Origin of the sequence: Mesorhizobium sp. M1338 (assembly GCF_040318045.1) — a bacterium.
In the GTDB taxonomy this organism is placed as follows: domain Bacteria; phylum Pseudomonadota; class Alphaproteobacteria; order Rhizobiales; family Rhizobiaceae; genus Mesorhizobium.
The window spans coordinates 64,045-79,782 of record NZ_JAMYLL010000026.1 but is presented as its reverse complement, the minus strand read 5'-3'; the positions used below and the strand labels follow the sequence as shown (position 1 = coordinate 79,782).

The following is a 15,738-nucleotide window of genomic DNA, read 5'->3' as shown; positions in this document are numbered from 1 at the left end:
AAATCCCCATAGCCATCGACTGTGGCCCGCGGGTTCCTTCCTCGGGGACTTTCGTACGCCTGCCGGCGCCCGAAACTCTTCACGATAGCGGAATGACGGCTTTAACGTTTGAAGAATGATTGCGGACGTTCAGCCCGACGGGACCAAGGTCTGCTCCCGGGTCTAGCCACCCCGTCTCAATGGCGTCCCGGACCGCCCGGTGGATCTGCGTCGCCAGTGGCGGGTGGCGGGGCAGCCACAGGGTGGACATTTCAGCGCACATGGAAAATGATCACGTTGCCATGCACAATACTGCAGTGCTCTGATCTCGACGAGAAGCCTGAGCGTAGAAGCGGATCAACCGACCTCCCGGGTCCAGCGAATGGGGGACGCAAATGGACAGCCCAAGGAATGGGCAATTGCATCGCGACGCGGGCGGGCGAACCTGTCGATCGGCCGGCTGGCTTGCCCGCGCCGCCGTGTCGGCGGCATTCCTGCTCGGCATGGCTTTCAGCAGCACAGCGTTTGCGCAGGACCAGCAGCTACCCGTGGTGACGGCGGCCAAGCCGGTGGTCCGTAAAATCGTCGAAGACGACGAGTTCGTCGGGCGCTTCGAAGCCGTCGACCAGGTCGCCGTCCGTTCGCGCGTCAGCGGCTATCTGGACAAGGTCAGCTTCCAGGACGGCGCACTGGTCAACAAGGGCGACCTGCTCTTCACCATCGACCAGCGTCCGTACCAGGCGGCTTATGATGCCGCAAAGTCGCAAGTTGACGTCGCCAAGAGTCTGCTCGAATTCTCCAAGATGCAGCTGGATCGCGCCGACGAACTCGCCAAGACCGGCAATATCTCAACCGCGACGGTCGACGACCGCCGGCGGGAATACCTTTCGGCGCAGGCGCAGATGCAGGGCGCGACGGCTGCGCTGACGACGGCCAGCCTGAACATGGAATTCACCGAGATCAAGGCGCCCTTGTCCGGCCGCATCGACCGCCGGCTGGTGTCGGTCGGCAACCTCGTGCAGCCGGATTCCACCTTGCTAACGACCATCGTTACGCGCGATCCGATCGACTTCTATTTCGACGTCGATGAGCGCCTGTATTTCAGCTACGCTCGCGACGCGAAGCAGCGTGGCGGCAGCATGCAGGAGGGCGCCGGCGGGCTCGAGGTGGTGGTTCGCGTCGCCGACCGCGCGGAGGCGGTATTCAAAGGCAAGCTCGATTTTGCCGAGAACCGGATCGACAACGCGACCGGCACCATGCGGGTGCGTGCAAGCTTTCCCAACGCCGACGGCATTCTCCAGCCAGGCATGTTCGGGCGCATCAACGTGCCGGGGTCGCTGCCGCATAGCGGCGTGCTGGTGCCCGACGAGGCGATCGGCGCCGATCAGGATCGGCGTATCGTGTTCCTGGTGGATGAGGCCGGGACGGTGTCGGCGAAGCCCGTGCGCACCGGCCCGCTTCTCGACGGCTACCGGGTGATCCGCGCGGGCCTGACCGGCGACGAGACGATCATCGTCAACGGGCTGATGCACGCCAGGCCCGGCACCAAGGTGAAGGCCGAGATGGTGACGTTGCCGCCCAAGGTCGAGACCGCCGGGTTGCAGCAATGAGGTTCGCACATTTCTTCGTCGACCGTCCGATCTTCGCATCGGTCGTTTCGATCGTCCTGCTGATCCTCGGCGGGATTGCTTATACCCAGCTGCCGGTCGCGCAATATCCCGAGATCGCGCCGCCGACCATCGTCGTTCGCGCGCAGTATCCGGGCGCCGACGCCGAGACGGTCGCAGCGACGGTGGCAACGCCGATCGAGCAGGAGATCAACGGCGTCGAGGGCATGCTCTACATGTCGTCCTATTCGTCGGGCGACGGGGCGATGGCGCTGACCATCACCTTCAAGCTGGGCACCGATCTCGACCAGGCGCAGGTGCTGGTGCAGAACCGCGTGTCGGTCGCCGAGCCGCGCCTGCCCGAAGAAGTCCGCCGCCTCGGCATCACCACCACCAAGAGCTCGCCCGACCTGATGATGGTCGTGCACATGCTGTCGCCCGACAATACCTACGACCAGCTCTACGTCTCGAACTACGCCCGCTCGCGGGTGCGCGACATACTGCTCAGACTAGATGGCGTCGGCGACCTCATCATCTTCGGCGAACGCGAATATTCGCTGCGCATCTGGCTCGATCCGGAAAAACTGTCCGCCCTGGGGATGACCTCGGGCGATGTGGTGCAGGCGCTGCGCGACCAGAACGTCCAGGTGTCGGGCGGCTCGATCGGTGCGCCACCGACCAACACCGGCACGGCGTTCCAATACACGGTCACCACGCAAGGCCGCTTCAACGACGCACGCGACTTCCGATACGTGATCGTCAAATCGACCGACGACGGCCGCCTGATCTCGCTGCAGGACGTGGCGCGCATCGAGCTCGGCGCCAAGGATTACGTCACCAACTCCTATCTCAACGGCAAACCGGCGGTGGCGCTCGCCATCTTCCAGCGGCCGGGCACCAATGCGCTCGCCGCAGCCGCGGAGATCCAGGACAAGATGAAGGAGCTTTCCCAAGACTTCCCGAAGGGATTGAGCTACGACATCGTCTACAATCCGACCGAGTTCGTCGCCGAGTCGATCCAGGAGGTCTACAAGACGATCCTCGAGGCGATGCTGCTGGTCATCATCGTCATCATCGTCTTCCTGCAATCGTGGCGCATGGCGATCGTGCCGATCGTGGCAATCCCGGTGTCGCTGATCGGCACGCTGGCGGTGCTTTACGCCGCCGGCTTCTCGCTCAACATGCTGACTCTGTTCGGCCTCGTTCTGGCGATCGGCATCGTCGTCGACGATGCGATCGTCGTGGTCGAAAACGTCGAGCGCAATATCGCCAGTGGGCTGGCGCCCAATCCGGCGTCGCACCTGACCATGGACGAAGTCGGAACGGCCGTCATCGCGATCTCGCTGGTGCTGATAGCCGTGTTCGTACCGACAGCCTTCATCCCCGGCATTTCCGGGCAGTTCTATCTGCAGTTTGCGATCACCATCGCGGTGTCGACGGCGATCTCGGCATTCAATTCGCTGACGCTTTCGCCGGCGCTGGCCGCACTACTGTTCAAGCCGCACCACGCCGCGGCGGCGCCGCCGCGCTTTTTCCTGGCGCGGTTCGGACGGGCGCTCGCCGACGGCTTCAATCGCGGCTTCGACAGGGTCGCCCACTGGTATTCGAGCATCGTCCGCGTGCTGGTCGGCTCGTGGATAACGATCGCCGCCATGCTGGCCGTTTTCGCGGCCCTCATCTACGCCACGGTCTACATGGTGCAGGCTGTGCCGCGCGGTTTCATTCCGTCGCTCGACCAGGGCTATGCGATCGTCGTCGTCCAGTTGCCGGATGGCGCCTCGCTGTCGAGGACCGACGCGGTCATCCAGCAGGCATCGCAGATCATCCAGAAAACGCCAGGCGTCGACTACGCAGTCGCCTTCGCCGGTTTCTCCGGCGCGACCTTCACCAACGCCAGCAACGCGGGTGTGATCTTCGCCAGGTTCAAGCCGTTTCACGAGCGACTGAAAGCCGGCCAGTCGGCGACCCAGGTCATCGGCAATCTGTTCGGCAGCCTGCAAAGCATCAAGGAAGCCTTCATTATCGCACTGCCGCCGCCGCCGATCCGCGGCGTCGGCAATGCCGGCGGCTTCAAGCTGCAGATCCAGGAGCGCAACAGCGCCGACATGCGGCAGATCCTGGCGCTTGCCTACGAAATCGCCGGCAAGGCCAACAAGACGCCGGGGCTGACGGGCGTGTTCACCACCTTCTCAGCGTCGAGCCCGCAATTCTTCCTGGCGATCGATCGCGACAAGGCGCGCATCCTGAATGTGCCGATCCCCAACATCTTCGAGACGCTGTCGATCAATTTGGGCACCGCCTACGTCAACGACTTCAACGCTTTCGGGCGCGTCTACCAGGTGCGGGCGCAGGCCGACCAGGCGTTCCGCCTCGATCGCGCCGACATCTTGAAACTGAAGGTGCGCTCGGCGACCGGCGCGCTGGTTCCGCTCGGCACATTGATCGAGATCCGCGACGTCACCGGCCCGGCGCTGGTCCAGCGCTACAACATGTACGTCTCGGTGCCGCTGCAGGGCAACGCCGCGCCCGGCGTTTCCACGGGTGACGCCCTGGCATTGATGGAAGGGATCACGGCAAAGACGCTGCCGGCCGGTACCTCCTATGAATGGACCGAGCTCGCCTATCAGGAGCGCAACACCGGCAATGCCGCTGTCTATATCTTCGGACTGTCGGTGCTGTTCGTGTTCCTGGCGCTGGCGGCGCAATATGAAAGCTGGGTGCTGCCGTTCGCCATTGTGCTGGTGGTGCCGCTCGGCGTGCTCGCGGCGCTGCTCGGCGTGTCGTTGCGAGGGCTGGACAACAACATCCTCGTGCAGATCGGCCTCATCGTGCTGACCGGGCTTGCCGCCAAGAACGCGATCCTGATCGTCGAATTCGCGCGGCAGGCGCAGGAACGCGGGCTGTCGGCTGCCGAGGCTGCCGTCGAAGCCTGCAGGCTCAGGCTGCGGCCGATCCTGATGACCGCCTTCTCGTTCATCCTCGGCGTCGTGCCGCTGATGATCGCAACGGGCCCGGGCGCAGAAATGCGCCAGTCGCTCGGCACCGCGGTGTTCTCCGGCATGCTCGGCGTCACCTTCGTCGGCCTGTTCCTGACGCCGGTGTTCTACGTCACGCTCAGGTCGCTGTTTTCACGGCGCATGCCCCGTGCCGAGGCCGAGCCTTCGGGGCCGGCAGAGGCGCCAACGGAGACGGCCGCCGAGTAGGGTTACGAATTCGCCGCGTCGGGCGCGGCTTATCACTCCAGAAAATCGGCGCGGCGCGGCAACGGCCACGATCTGCGCGACCTCGGCGTCGAGGTGCGGCGGAGACCCTGCTCGGTCTGATCCAGCCCAACAGCCGCATCCAGTTCAGCGAGACGATGCCGGGCGGCGAGGCCAATGCGATCTTTTATCTGGTCGACCAGGCGGGGCTTGAGGGCGCAACCGCGACCTCCGGAGTCCTCGCTTGCGATGTCTGCTTTCAGGACGCGGAGAAGCTGATCTCTACGGCCGAGATGGGGCGCAAAGCTGCCGCCATCTCTGCGGTGCCCACTTTTGTTCTGTAATGGCGGAAATTGGCGCGCCCGAAGAGATTCGAACTCCTGACCCCCAGATTCGTAGTCTGGTGCTCTATCCAGCTGAGCTACGGGCGCGCAACAGGCCATGCTTTCCATGACCCCGCGATCCGATCGTGAACGACCGGTCGCGACGAGACGTGTTCCCTAGCGACTGAATTTCGGAAAAGCAAGCCGATCCGGCAAAAGTTTTGCACAACTGCTTTCGCGAGTGCAGATTGAGGTGTGTTGAGATTCAGCTCAGGCCGAGTCGAAAACGGTGGGGTCCGAGAACCGGAGCGGAGCGTACTTTTGGTACGTGAGCACCGGAAGCGCAGGAAACCGCCGTTTGCAGGCCGGCCTCAGCTGAATATCAATATATCTCATGCCGGGCGGCGCAGGCCGTTGCTGCGCGCCTGGTCGAGCCGGACCGGCTGGTCGGGAATGGTGACCGCGAATGTGGTGCGCCCGCCAATGCTCTCGACCAGCTCCACCGTGCCGCCATGCGCCCGGATCAGTTCGTGCGCGATCGCCAGCCCAAGGCCGGTGCCGCCGCTGCGGGCCGAGCCGCGGAACGCCGCGAACAGGTTCTCCCGCGCCTTGGGCGGTAGGCCCGGTCCGGTGTCGCTGACGGCGATGCGGCTGACACTGCCCAGGCGCACGGCCGACACCGCCAGGCGCCGCACGAGGGCGCTCTCACTGTCTGCCGCCATCGCCTGCACGGAATTCCGGCACAAATTGGTGAGCACGCGGAACAGCTGATCGGAATCGGCGTCCACCTCGAAGGTCGGCTCGACGGAATTGACGAACTCGATGCCCTGCCCGATGTCGAGCAGGCCGTGCACGTCCTCGACCAGCTGGCGCAGCCTCAAGCGCCGGCGCGCCGGTGGCGGCTCCTGCGTGCGGCCATAGGCGAGCACGCCTTCTGAATAGGACACCGCTCGGTCGAGCGCGCGAAGCAGCTTCGGCGCGAAGGCCTGCACGGTCGGGTCCTTGACCAGGCGCAGGCGGTCCGACATTAGCTGCGCCGAGGCCAGGATGTTGCGCATGTCATGGTTGATCTTGGAGACGGCAAGGCCGAGGTCGGCAAGGTGCTTCTGCTCGGAGAGCATCTTTTGCAGGCGCTCCTGCATCTGCGACAGTTCGCGCTCGGCAACGCCGATCTCGTCGGCGCGGGCGGCCGGGTGGATGATGCGCCCGGGATCGTCGGGGGCTTCGGAAAACGACAGCATCGAGCGCGTCATCGTCCGGATCGGCCCGATCATGATCAGGTCGATCGCGGCATAGACCAGCATTGCGGTGAACAGTGAGATCAGCAGCGAGACGAAGGCGACATTGCGCGAATATCGCAGCATCGCATTGCGCAGGCTGTTGTCCGGCATGATCAGCTCGAACTCCTTGTCCGAGTCGCCGACAGGCCCGAAAACGCGCAGCATCCGATCGCCGCCGAAAAACAGCGTGTCGAGCGCGCCGGTCATGCCTTTGATCATGCCGATGCCGGCGATATCGATGTGTTCGTCGACCTTCGGCGGCATTTCGGCAACCACCAGCAGCCGCGAAACGCCGCCGTCGCGCACCGCGATCGCCTTGGCGCCGATCGCCATCAGCACGTCGTTCTGGGCGGCGCGTGACAAAGAGGTGGATTCGCCCTGCACCAGCACGATCGACACAGCCGCCGCCGTGCTCAGCCGCTCCTTCAGCCAGTTCAGCCGGTAGCTGGCGATCCAGGGCAGGAAGATCAGCACTTCCGCCAGCAGCACGAAGATGATGGTGAGCAGCAGCAGCTTGGTCGACAGGCCGCGCGACAGCGGCACCGTGCGCACGATGGTTGGCGCCGCCGTGCCGATCCCTTCCTGCGCTTGTGTGGTTTCGCTCATGCGGTCCATGTCTTCACAATCACTTGATCAACGCAGATTAGGCGATTACGGCTTTTTTGCCAATTTCATCCTTGCCGGAAACATAAACCGACTTGGACGACGCCGGGGTTTCGGTCCGACGACGCCGGATTGACTTCCAAAAGCCTTCTTTCTATAAGCCCGCACACGCTCGGGCCATTCGTCCCGGCGCGGTTTCGATCGCGCCAAAAACGGCCCGGCAAAGCTCCTGTTACACAGTGACAGAATCAAGAAGGGCCGCACCCCGCGGTATTAAAACAAATGAAGCGTACCTACCAACCGTCCAAACTCGTCCGCAAACGTCGGCACGGCTTTCGTGCCCGCATGGCCACCAAGGGTGGTCGCGGCGTCGTCGCAGCTCGCCGCAATCGCGGCCGCAAGCGGCTCAGCGCCTGAACGGAAGACGAGATCGTTGCCCGCAACCGGCAAGCCAGTGGGACCAAATCCCAAGCGGCTTCTGAAGCGCGCGGAATTCCTGGCCGTCCGTCGTGGCGAAAAGCGACGTGGGCGGCTTTTTCTCGTTGAGGTTCTCGACCGCGGTGACGGCCAGTCGCCGCGCGTCGGCTACACCGTCACCAAGAAGGTCGGCAATGCGGTTGTCCGCAACCGCGTCCGCCGGCGGCTGCGAGAAGCCGTGCGTACGCACGCGGTATGTGACATGGCGCCTGGCAATGACTATGTCATCGTCGGGCGCGAAGACGTGCTTACCATTCCGTTCGGCCAGTTGAAGGCCGAACTCTCCCGCCGACTGCGCGGAACACGATAGGCCAAAGGCTTTCGATGGAAAACAACCGGAACTTCTTCATCACCATCGCGCTGTCGGTGCTGATCCTGGCCGTATGGCAATATTTTTATGTGTTGCCGCGCGGCGAAGCCCAGCGCGAGGCGGCCCGCGTCGAACAGCAGCGCGTCGAGGAGCAGAAGAAGGCGGCCCAGGGCACCAATCCCGGCACTGACACCGGAACCCCCGCTGCTCCTGGCGCCATTCCGAACGCACCCGGCACAGATGCCGTGACGCCGGCCGGCCGCGAACAGGCGCTGGCCACGACGACCCGCGCCAAGATCGATACGCCGAGCCTCGAGGGTTCGATCAACCTGACCGGCGCCCGTCTCGACGACCTCAAGCTCAAGCACTACACCGAGACGGTCGACAAGAGCTCGCCCGAGATCAGCCTGCTCAACCCGGCGGCACTCCCCAATGGCTATTACGCCGAGATCGGCTTCGTCGGCAACGACAAGACCGGCGCGGTGCCTGGTCCCGAGACTGTATGGGCCGTCGACGGCAATGCGACGCTGACGCCGACGACGCCGGTCACGCTGACCTATTCGAACGACAAGGGCCTGACCTTCAAGCGCACCTTTTCCGTCGATACCAACTACATGTTCACGGTTTCCGACACGGTGCAGAATTCGGGCACGGCCGCGGTCTCGCTGTCCAATTACGGCCGCGTCACCCGTTTCGACAAGCCGCTCGTCGCCAGCACCTATGTGCTGCACGAGGGCTTGATAGGCTTCACCGGCACCGAAGGCCTGCAGGAACACAAATACGCGTCCATCGAGAAGGACAAGCAGGCCACGCCGGGCAAGTCGACCGACGGCTGGCTCGGCATCACCGACAAATACTGGGCGGTGACGCTGGTGCCGACGGAGAAGCAGCCGTTCCAGCCGCGCTACGCCTATTTCGAGGACGGCCGCCACCGGTACCAGTCCGACTTCCTGACCGACCCGATCAACGTCGATGCCGGTCAGTCGGCGACCGTGGAGAGCGAAATCTTCGCCGGCGCCAAGGAAGTCGGCAAGATCAATGCCTATGCGGAAGACCGCCACATCAAGCGGTTCGACCTGTTGATCGATTGGGGCTGGTTCCACTTCATCACCAAGCCGATGTTCTGGCTGATCGACACCCTCTACAAATTCTTCGGCAATTTCGGCTTGGCGATCCTCGCCACCACCGTCATCGTCAAGGCCATCTTCTTCCCGCTCGCCAACAAGTCCTATGCGTCGATGGCGAACATGAAAAAGGTGCAGCCCAAGATGCTCGAGATCCGCGAGAAATACGCGGACGACAAGATGAAGCAGCAGCAGGCGATGATGGAGCTGTACAAGACCGAGAAGATCAACCCGCTCGCCGGCTGCTGGCCGGTGGCGCTGCAGATCCCGGTCTTCTTCTCGCTCTACAAGGTGCTCTACATCACCATCGAGATGCGGCACGCGCCGTTCTTCGGCTGGATCCAGGATCTGGCGGCACCCGATCCGACCTCGATCTTCAACCTGTTCGGCCTCGTTCCGCTCACGCTGCCGCACATGCTGATGATCGGCGTCTGGCCGCTGATCATGGGCGTCACCATGTTCCTGCAGATGCGCATGAACCCGACGCCGCCGGACCCGACGCAGGCGGCCATCTTCACCTGGATGCCGGTCATCTTCACCTTCATGATGGCGGGTTTCCCGGCCGGCCTCGTCATCTACTGGGCCTGGAACAACACGCTGTCGATCCTCCAGCAAGGCGTGATCATGAAGCGCCAGGGCGCCAAGATCGAGCTGTGGGACAATCTGGTCGCGCTGTTCCGGAAGAAACCGTCACCGGCGGAATAGCGGGGGTGCCTTTGCGGGCTCAAGAAGCCTCGGGTTCACGCGCCCGGGGCTTTTTCATTGGTGGGACATCCCATTCCGACCGATTTCCAATATCCGGCGAAACTTTGGCGGCCGCGCCTCGAAACTGCGCATCGCCATTCCCCGCGGCATGCGCTTGGGCACGCCTTTGGGCAGGTGCCGACTGCTCGAGGAGATCGCTCCTTGATGGCGCTGTCATCGACCTTGGCCTGCGTGCCGCAGCAAATGAGCAGAGCCGCCATGGAAAGCTCGCTCGTCAGCCGATTGGTGCTATAGGGCGGATCACGCTATTTTGAATAGGCGCGTGCGAACTTCGCTCGGCGCCAGGCGGCCAATTCTTTGACGGACTTCGACATGGACGGACCCAACCCAGACATCAAGCACCCGATCCCGATGCATACCCGCGTCGGCTTCCTCAAGGCACTGGTGAACGCGCCGAACATCGAGATCGGCGATTACACCTATTACGACGACCCCGACGGGCCGGACAAATTCGCTGAAAAATGCGTCCTGCATCATTACCCGTTCATTGGCGACAAGCTCATCATCGGCAGGTTCTGCGCCATCGCCGAGGGTGCGCGCTTCATCATGAATGGCGCCAACCACGCAATGTCCGGCTTTTCGACCTACCCGTTCAACATTTTCGGCCATGGCTGGGAAAAGGGTTTTGACCCGGCGACCTGGTCGAAGGAGGTTCGTGGCGACACGATCGTCGGCAACGACGTCTGGATCGGCATGGAGGCGGTGATCCTGCCCGGGGTGGACCTCGGTCATGGCGCCATCATTGCCGCGAAATCGGTGGTCACGCACGACGCCCCGCCCTATGCAATCGTCGCCGGCAACCCGGCCAAGGTGGTGAAGATGCGTTTCGACGACCGCACGATCAGGCGGCTGCTGGCAGTGGCGTGGTGGGACTGGCCGGTGGATAAGATCAGCCGCAACCTCGACGCTATCCGGGGTGCCAATATTTCTCTTCTGGAGGCAGCAGCTTGAAAGCTCTGAACAGCAGCACGATCGGCACCGAACTGTTTACACGGGGATGGATATTCATTCGCGGCGTGCCGGCAATGAAATTCCTGCCGCCGGAAGGACCGCCGGAAATCGCTTTTGCCGGCCGCTCGAATGTCGGCAAGTCGTCGCTGATCAACGCGCTGGTCAACCAGAAGGGGCTGGCCCGGACCTCCAACACCCCGGGGCGCACGCAGGAGCTCAACTATTTCGTGCCGGATGGGTTTTCGGGCGAGGGTGCCGACCTGCCGCCCTTGGCGCTGGTCGACATGCCGGGCTACGGCTACGCCACCGCGCCGAAGGAGAAGGTAGACGAGTGGACCAAGCTGGTCTTCGACTATCTCAAGGGCCGCGTCACGCTGAAGCGGGTCTATGTGCTGATCGACGCCAGACACGGCATCAAGGCCAAGGACGATGAAGTGCTGTCGCTGCTCGACAAGGCGGCGGTGTCCTATCAGATCGTGCTGACCAAGACCGACAAGATCAAGGCTGCGGGCGTGCCGCGGCTGATCGAGGAGACGCTGGCAAAAATCAAGAAGCGGCCGGCGGCGTTTCCGTTCGTTCTGGCGACATCTTCGGAAAAGGCCGAGGGCCTCGAGGAATTGCAGGCCGCCATCGTGCTTGCCGCCAATGGCGGATAGAAACGGCTTTCCCGGGAAAGCCGCATAGCGCCTTCCCTTGGGAAATGCGCAGCAACAAAAAGCTAAGGCTTGGCCTCGATGGCAATCGTCTGATGGCCTTCTTCCGCCACGAGCCTTTCGGTGCCGTAAGCTTTCAGGAACATGCCGACGCCTGACCTGACGATGTGGTCGATTTCATCCTGGGTCGGGGCTTTGGTGCGGTAGGCGAAGATGCACTGGCGGAACAGACCGGCCAGGCACAATTCAGTGAACTGATAGGCGGCGAGATCGACATCGTCGATCCGCAGCAGGTCGCGCTCGATGGCGGCATTGAGAAAGGCCGCGACCTTGTCGTGACCGCGCTTGGGACCGCGTTCGTAAAAACGCGCGCCCATGTCGGGTATCCGGTCTGATGCGCCGATCACCGTGCGCTGTGCCTGGATGACCTTGGCCGAGGTGATCTTGAGGGCCAGCACCTTGCCGAACTTCACCAGCGTCTCGCGCAGGTCGTCGGATTTGTCCAGCACGTCGTACATGTTCTTGAAGATGGTGCCGCGCTCTTCCTCGATCAGCGCTTCGAACAGCTCTTCCTTGTTGGCGAAGTAGACATAAATCGTGCCCTTGGAGACTCCGGCCTCGCGGGTGATGTCGTTCATCGACGCCGCTTCGAAGCCCTTGTCGATGAAGACGCGCCGGGCGCCATCGATGATCTGACTACGCTTGACCGGGTCCTGCCCCGCCGCCGGGCGACCACGGCGCAAGCTGTCCAGCAGATCGCCACACTGGTCGGTTTCGACGTTGGGCGGAGTCTCGGCCATTAAGGTCACACCTCGAAAATAATTCGAACCGTCCGGTTCGATTGCACTTGATATGGTCTTCTTTACGCGCTATGTCAACGTCCTGATCGAACCGAACGGTTCAGTCCTATTACATTAGAGAGATGTCATGTCCTCGAACGCGTCAACATCAGCCGAAGTCCGTCCCTTCCCCAACGCCAAGGTCGCGCCGGCGACGGAGGCACCTGAAATACCTGTCCAGCCCGCGGTATCGCCGCCACCGGTAGAGGTTCCGGCCAAGAAGAAGCGCTCGGTGCGTTCCTTCCTGCTGCCCATCATCGGCGTCGCCTTGCCGGGCGCCGGCGCCTGGTACGGTTACGACTACTGGACCACGGGTCGCTTCATGATCTCGACGGACGACGCCTATGTCCAGGCCGACATGGCGTTCATCTCGCCCAAGATTTCCGGCTATGTCGATCAGGTCAAGGTCAGCGAGAACCAGCTGGTCAAGGCCGGCGAACCGCTGCTCGTCGTCGACGACGGCGACTACAAGATCGCCGTCGCCCAGGCCGAGGCGCAGATCGCCACATTGAGCAAGACGCTCGACCGTATCGACGCCCAGACCGACGCGGCGCGCGCCTCGCTGCAGCAGGCGCAGGCGCAGAAGGTCGCCGACCAGGCCTCCGCCGACAATGCGGCCAAGGTCGCGGCGCGCGCCTCGCAGCTGCTCAAGACGCATGTCGGCACGCAGGCGCAGCTGGACGACGCCCAGACGGCGGTTCAGCAGGCCGACGCAGCCCTTGTCGGCGCCGACGCGCAGATCGCCGCGGCGCAGGCCAATATTGGCGTGCTGCAGGCACAGCGCGCCGAATCGGCAAGCACGCTCGCATCCTTGCAGCTCAGCCACGACAAGGCCTTGCGGGATCTCTCCTTCACCGTGCTCAAGGCGCCTTATGACGGCGTCGTCGGCAACCGTTCCGTGGAGCAGGGCGATCTCGTCAGCCCCGGCCAGAAGCTTGCCGTCATCGTGCCGATGGACAAGCTCTACATCGTCGCCAACTTCAAGGAGACGCAGCTTGCCCGGCTGGTGCCGGGTGAGAAGGTCAAGATCTCGGTCGATGCGACCGACGGCGAGGATTTCGAGGGAACCGTCTCGTCGCTGGCGCCGGCTTCCGGTGCCGTGTTCTCGCTGCTGCCGCCCGAAAACGCCACCGGCAACTTCACCAAGGTCGTGCAGCGCGTTCCGGTCCGCATCGACGTACCCGCCGACGCACTGAAGAGTGGCAAGCTGCGCGCCGGCCTCAGCGTCGTCGTCGCCGTCGACAGCCGCACCGCCCCATCCGTGTCGGCGTCGGCGTCGGCGGCCGCGTCGAACTGAGCGGCTGCCGGGGAGCAATGCCATGGCAACCGCAACCCTGACAGCAGGAGCACCGCCGGCAAGGCCGGCTGTGCCCGACACCATCTCGACACGGCGCGTCATCGCCTTCCTGGCGATGGTGTTCGGCATGTTCATGGCCATCCTGGACATCCAGATCGTCTCCGCCTCGCTGGCCGAGATCCAGGCCGGCCTGAGCGCCAGTTCCGACGAAATCCCGTGGGTGCAGACCGCCTATTTGATCGCCGAGGTTGTGATGATCCCGCTGTCGGGCTTCCTCAGCCGGATGCTGTCGACGCGCGTGCTGTTCACGATTTCGGCGGCGGGTTTTACCGCTGCCAGCGCCCTTGCCGCGACCGCCACCAACATCGACCAGATGATCGTCTACCGCGCCGTCCAGGGCTTCATCGGCGGCGGCATGATCCCGAGCGTCTTCGCTGCCGCCTTCACCATCTTCCCGCCGTCGCGCCGCGCCGTCGTGTCGCCGATGATCGGCCTGGTGGCGACGCTGGCACCGACCATCGGCCCGACCGTCGGCGGCTATATCAGCCATGCCATGTCCTGGCATTGGCTCTTCCTGGTCAATGTCGTGCCCGGCATCCTGGTGACCACGGCGGCCTGGACGCTGATCGACTTCGACAAGCCCAATCTCAAGCTGTTCAGCAAGTTCGACTGGTGGGGCCTCGCCGGCATGGCGGCCTTCCTCGGCTGCATGGAATATGTGCTCGAGGAAGGCCCGAACAACGACTGGCTGCAGGACCAGGGCGTCTTCATCTGCGCCATCGTCATGACCATTGGCGGGGTGCTGTTCTTCTGGCGCGTGTTCACCGCCGAGGAGCCGATCGTCGATCTGAAGGCCTTCACCAATATCAACTTCGCCTTCGGCTCGCTGTTTTCCTTCGTCATCGGCATCGGCCTCTACGGCCTGACCTATTTGTACCCGGTGTTCCTCGGGCGCATCCGCGGCTACGATTCGATGATGATCGGCGAGGCGCTGTTCGTCAGCGGACTGGCCATGTTCTTCACTGCGCCGATCTCGGGCATCCTGTCGAACAAGATCGACCCGCGGCTGATGATGATGATCGGCTTCTTCGGCTTCGCCACCGGCACCTGGTGGATGACCCACCTGACCGCCGACTGGGATTTCTACGAGCTGCTCATCCCGCAGATCCTGCGTGGTTGTTCGATGATGCTGTGCATGGTGCCGATCAACAACATCGCGCTCGGCACGCTGCCGCCGGAGCGGTTGAAGAATGCGTCCGGCCTGTTCAACCTCACCCGCAACCTTGGTGGCGCCGTCGGCCTCGCCCTGATCAACACGGTGCTGATCGACCGCAATGCCTTCCACTACGCACGGCTCTCCGAGCATGTGCAATGGGGCAGTGACGCCGCGCAGTCCAAGCTGCGGAACATGACGCTCAATTTCGAGCAGACCCCCGGCCTGAACGCGACAAATGCCGCGATCTCCAAGCTGTCGGGCATGGTCCATCAGCAGGCGGCGCTGCTGTCCTTCATGGACGTGTTCTTCATGCTGACAATGCTGTTTGCGACGCTCGGGCTGTTCACCATGCTGATCCGCAAGCCGGTCGCGGCTGGCGGCGGTGGAGGCGGCCACTGATACCAAACGTGGACATCGTTTCGGGAAGCTCCTCCAGTCCACGCCCGAAATGTCTGACCGCGCAAAAAACTCCGGGCCGCAAGCCCGGAGTTTTTTGTATTCCAGCGGATGGTCTCAGGCCGTGGCCGGCTTGAAGGTCAGCGCCACGCCGTTGATGCAGTGGCGCAGGCCGGTCGGCGCCGGGCCGTCGTCGAAGACGTGGCCGAGATGGCCGCCGCAGCGGCGGCAATGCACTTCGGTGCGGGTCATTCCAAGCGACCTGTCCACGGTCTTGCCGATGCCATTGGCGATCTCCTGCCAGAAGCTCGGCCAGCCGGTGCCGGAATCGAACTTCGTTTCCGATGGATAGACCGGCAGGTCGCAGCCGGCGCAGGCAAAGATGCCCTTGCGGTGTTCGTTGAGCAACGGGCTGGTGCCGGGATATTCCGTGCCTCCCTTGCGCAGCACGTCGAATGCGGCCGGCGACAGGATGGCTTTCCACTCGGCTTCGGTCTTGGTGACCTCGAACTTTTCGGCGGCCTGCGCGGCCTGCGGATTGCTCATGCGCAGCACCGTTGCCGCGGCCCCGACGACGCCGATGGCGGCGACACCGCTCAAAAGAAAGTCGCGACGGTTCATGACCAATTCCTCCTGTTGTCTCTTTGCCAAACTATACCGCCGTGCGGAAATCAAAAGCCGGTGACGGTGGCCCTCGAACGAACACCCCGCGCCGTTC

The 15,738-nt window shown here is 63.3% G+C and carries 13 protein-coding genes and 1 tRNA gene; 10 read left to right on the top strand and 4 right to left on the bottom strand.

Features of this window, described 5'->3' with window-relative positions:
- The first annotated feature begins 482 nt into the window (after nucleotides 1–482).
- The 3 genes from NKH19_RS21450 to NKH19_RS21440 all read left to right on the top strand — a co-directional run bounded on the left by NKH19_RS21450 (nucleotide 483) and on the right by NKH19_RS21440 (nucleotide 5,130).
- On the top strand, nucleotides 483–1,589 hold the full coding sequence (locus tag NKH19_RS21450; RefSeq protein ID WP_352870137.1) for an efflux RND transporter periplasmic adaptor subunit: 1,107 nt from the start codon (nucleotides 483–485) through the stop codon (nucleotides 1,587–1,589).
- Complete coding sequence (locus NKH19_RS21445) at nucleotides 1,586–4,789, top strand: efflux RND transporter permease subunit (protein WP_352870132.1); 3,204 nt, start codon at nucleotides 1,586–1,588, stop codon at nucleotides 4,787–4,789. The genes NKH19_RS21450 and NKH19_RS21445 overlap by 4 nt, the downstream gene beginning before the upstream one ends.
- 155 nt (nucleotides 4,790–4,944) lie before the next feature.
- Entirely contained in the window at nucleotides 4,945–5,130 is a 186-nt protein-coding gene (locus NKH19_RS21440; RefSeq protein ID WP_352870131.1) for a hypothetical protein, read from the top strand.
- Between the two features lie 10 nt (nucleotides 5,131–5,140).
- Here the strand turns inward: NKH19_RS21440 and NKH19_RS21435 are convergent.
- A tRNA-Arg gene (locus tag NKH19_RS21435) sits at nucleotides 5,141–5,217 on the bottom strand.
- A gap of 284 nt (nucleotides 5,218–5,501) precedes the next feature.
- Entirely contained in the window at nucleotides 5,502–6,995 is a 1,494-nt protein-coding gene (locus NKH19_RS21430; protein ID WP_352870130.1) for an ATP-binding protein, read from the bottom strand.
- 279 nt (nucleotides 6,996–7,274) lie between these two features.
- On the opposite strand from NKH19_RS21430, the gene rpmH reads away from it, so the two are divergent.
- The 5 genes from rpmH to yihA all read left to right on the top strand — a co-directional run bounded on the left by rpmH (nucleotide 7,275) and on the right by yihA (nucleotide 11,275).
- A complete protein-coding gene (gene rpmH / locus NKH19_RS21425; RefSeq protein WP_008833937.1) occupies nucleotides 7,275–7,409 on the top strand; it encodes a 50S ribosomal protein L34 in 135 nt (44 codons plus the stop codon).
- 16 nt (nucleotides 7,410–7,425) lie between these two features.
- Nucleotides 7,426–7,779, top strand: a complete 354-nt coding sequence (gene rnpA / locus NKH19_RS21420) for a ribonuclease P protein component (RefSeq protein ID WP_352870129.1) — start codon at nucleotides 7,426–7,428, stop codon at nucleotides 7,777–7,779.
- Nucleotides 7,780–7,793: 14 nt separating this feature from the next.
- A complete protein-coding gene (gene yidC / locus NKH19_RS21415; RefSeq protein WP_352870128.1) occupies nucleotides 7,794–9,608 on the top strand; it encodes a membrane protein insertase YidC in 1,815 nt (604 codons plus the stop codon).
- A 372-nt stretch (nucleotides 9,609–9,980) separates the two neighbouring features.
- Entirely contained in the window at nucleotides 9,981–10,619 is a 639-nt protein-coding gene (locus tag NKH19_RS21410; protein ID WP_352870127.1) for a CatB-related O-acetyltransferase, read from the top strand.
- On the top strand, nucleotides 10,616–11,275 hold the full coding sequence (gene yihA, locus NKH19_RS21405; protein WP_352870126.1) for a ribosome biogenesis GTP-binding protein YihA/YsxC: 660 nt from the start codon (nucleotides 10,616–10,618) through the stop codon (nucleotides 11,273–11,275). Before NKH19_RS21410 ends, yihA begins: the two co-directional genes overlap by 4 nt.
- 62 nt (nucleotides 11,276–11,337) lie before the next feature.
- Here the strand turns inward: yihA and NKH19_RS21400 are convergent, their stop codons facing one another.
- Complete coding sequence (locus NKH19_RS21400; protein ID WP_352870125.1) at nucleotides 11,338–12,072, bottom strand: TetR/AcrR family transcriptional regulator; 735 nt, start codon at nucleotides 12,070–12,072, stop codon at nucleotides 11,338–11,340.
- A gap of 127 nt (nucleotides 12,073–12,199) precedes the next feature.
- On the opposite strand from NKH19_RS21400, the gene NKH19_RS21395 reads away from it, so the two are divergent.
- Together NKH19_RS21395 and NKH19_RS21390 are read left to right on the top strand one after the other, a co-directional pair.
- Nucleotides 12,200–13,408: an HlyD family secretion protein gene (locus tag NKH19_RS21395; RefSeq protein WP_352870124.1), complete on the top strand. Its 1,209-nt coding sequence runs from the start codon at nucleotides 12,200–12,202 to the stop codon at nucleotides 13,406–13,408.
- Nucleotides 13,409–13,430: 22 nt separating this feature from the next.
- The gene (locus NKH19_RS21390; protein WP_352870123.1) at nucleotides 13,431–15,023 is read left to right on the top strand and encodes a DHA2 family efflux MFS transporter permease subunit; all 1,593 of its coding nucleotides are present in this window, start codon (nucleotides 13,431–13,433) and stop codon (nucleotides 15,021–15,023) included.
- Nucleotides 15,024–15,137: 114 nt separating this feature from the next.
- Here the strand turns inward: NKH19_RS21390 and msrB are convergent, their stop codons facing one another.
- Nucleotides 15,138–15,641: a peptide-methionine (R)-S-oxide reductase MsrB gene (gene msrB / locus NKH19_RS21385; RefSeq protein WP_352870122.1), complete on the bottom strand. Its 504-nt coding sequence runs from the start codon at nucleotides 15,639–15,641 to the stop codon at nucleotides 15,138–15,140.
- Nucleotides 15,642–15,738 lie beyond the last annotated feature (97 nt).

What these genes read in the sequence shown, in the direction of transcription:
- NKH19_RS21440 (WP_352870131.1), top strand. Translation starts at nt 4,945, where the DNA reads ATGCCGGGCGGCGAGGCCAATGCGATCTTTTATCTGGTCGACCAGGCG.
- yidC (WP_352870128.1), top strand. Translation starts at nt 7,794, where the DNA reads ATGGAAAACAACCGGAACTTCTTCATCACCATCGCGCTGTCGGTGCTG.
- NKH19_RS21450 (WP_352870137.1), top strand. Translation starts at nt 483, where the DNA reads ATGGCTTTCAGCAGCACAGCGTTTGCGCAGGACCAGCAGCTACCCGTG.
- msrB (WP_352870122.1), bottom strand. Translation starts at nt 15,641, where the DNA reads ATGAACCGTCGCGACTTTCTTTTGAGCGGTGTCGCCGCCATCGGCGTC.
- NKH19_RS21390 (WP_352870123.1), top strand. Translation starts at nt 13,431, where the DNA reads ATGGCAACCGCAACCCTGACAGCAGGAGCACCGCCGGCAAGGCCGGCT.
- NKH19_RS21445 (WP_352870132.1), top strand. Translation starts at nt 1,586, where the DNA reads ATGAGGTTCGCACATTTCTTCGTCGACCGTCCGATCTTCGCATCGGTC.
- NKH19_RS21410 (WP_352870127.1), top strand. Translation starts at nt 9,981, where the DNA reads ATGGACGGACCCAACCCAGACATCAAGCACCCGATCCCGATGCATACC.
- NKH19_RS21400 (WP_352870125.1), bottom strand. Translation starts at nt 12,072, where the DNA reads ATGGCCGAGACTCCGCCCAACGTCGAAACCGACCAGTGTGGCGATCTG.
- NKH19_RS21430 (WP_352870130.1), bottom strand. Translation starts at nt 6,995, where the DNA reads ATGAGCGAAACCACACAAGCGCAGGAAGGGATCGGCACGGCGGCGCCA.
- NKH19_RS21395 (WP_352870124.1), top strand. Translation starts at nt 12,200, where the DNA reads ATGTCCTCGAACGCGTCAACATCAGCCGAAGTCCGTCCCTTCCCCAAC.
- rpmH (WP_008833937.1), top strand. Translation starts at nt 7,275, where the DNA reads ATGAAGCGTACCTACCAACCGTCCAAACTCGTCCGCAAACGTCGGCAC.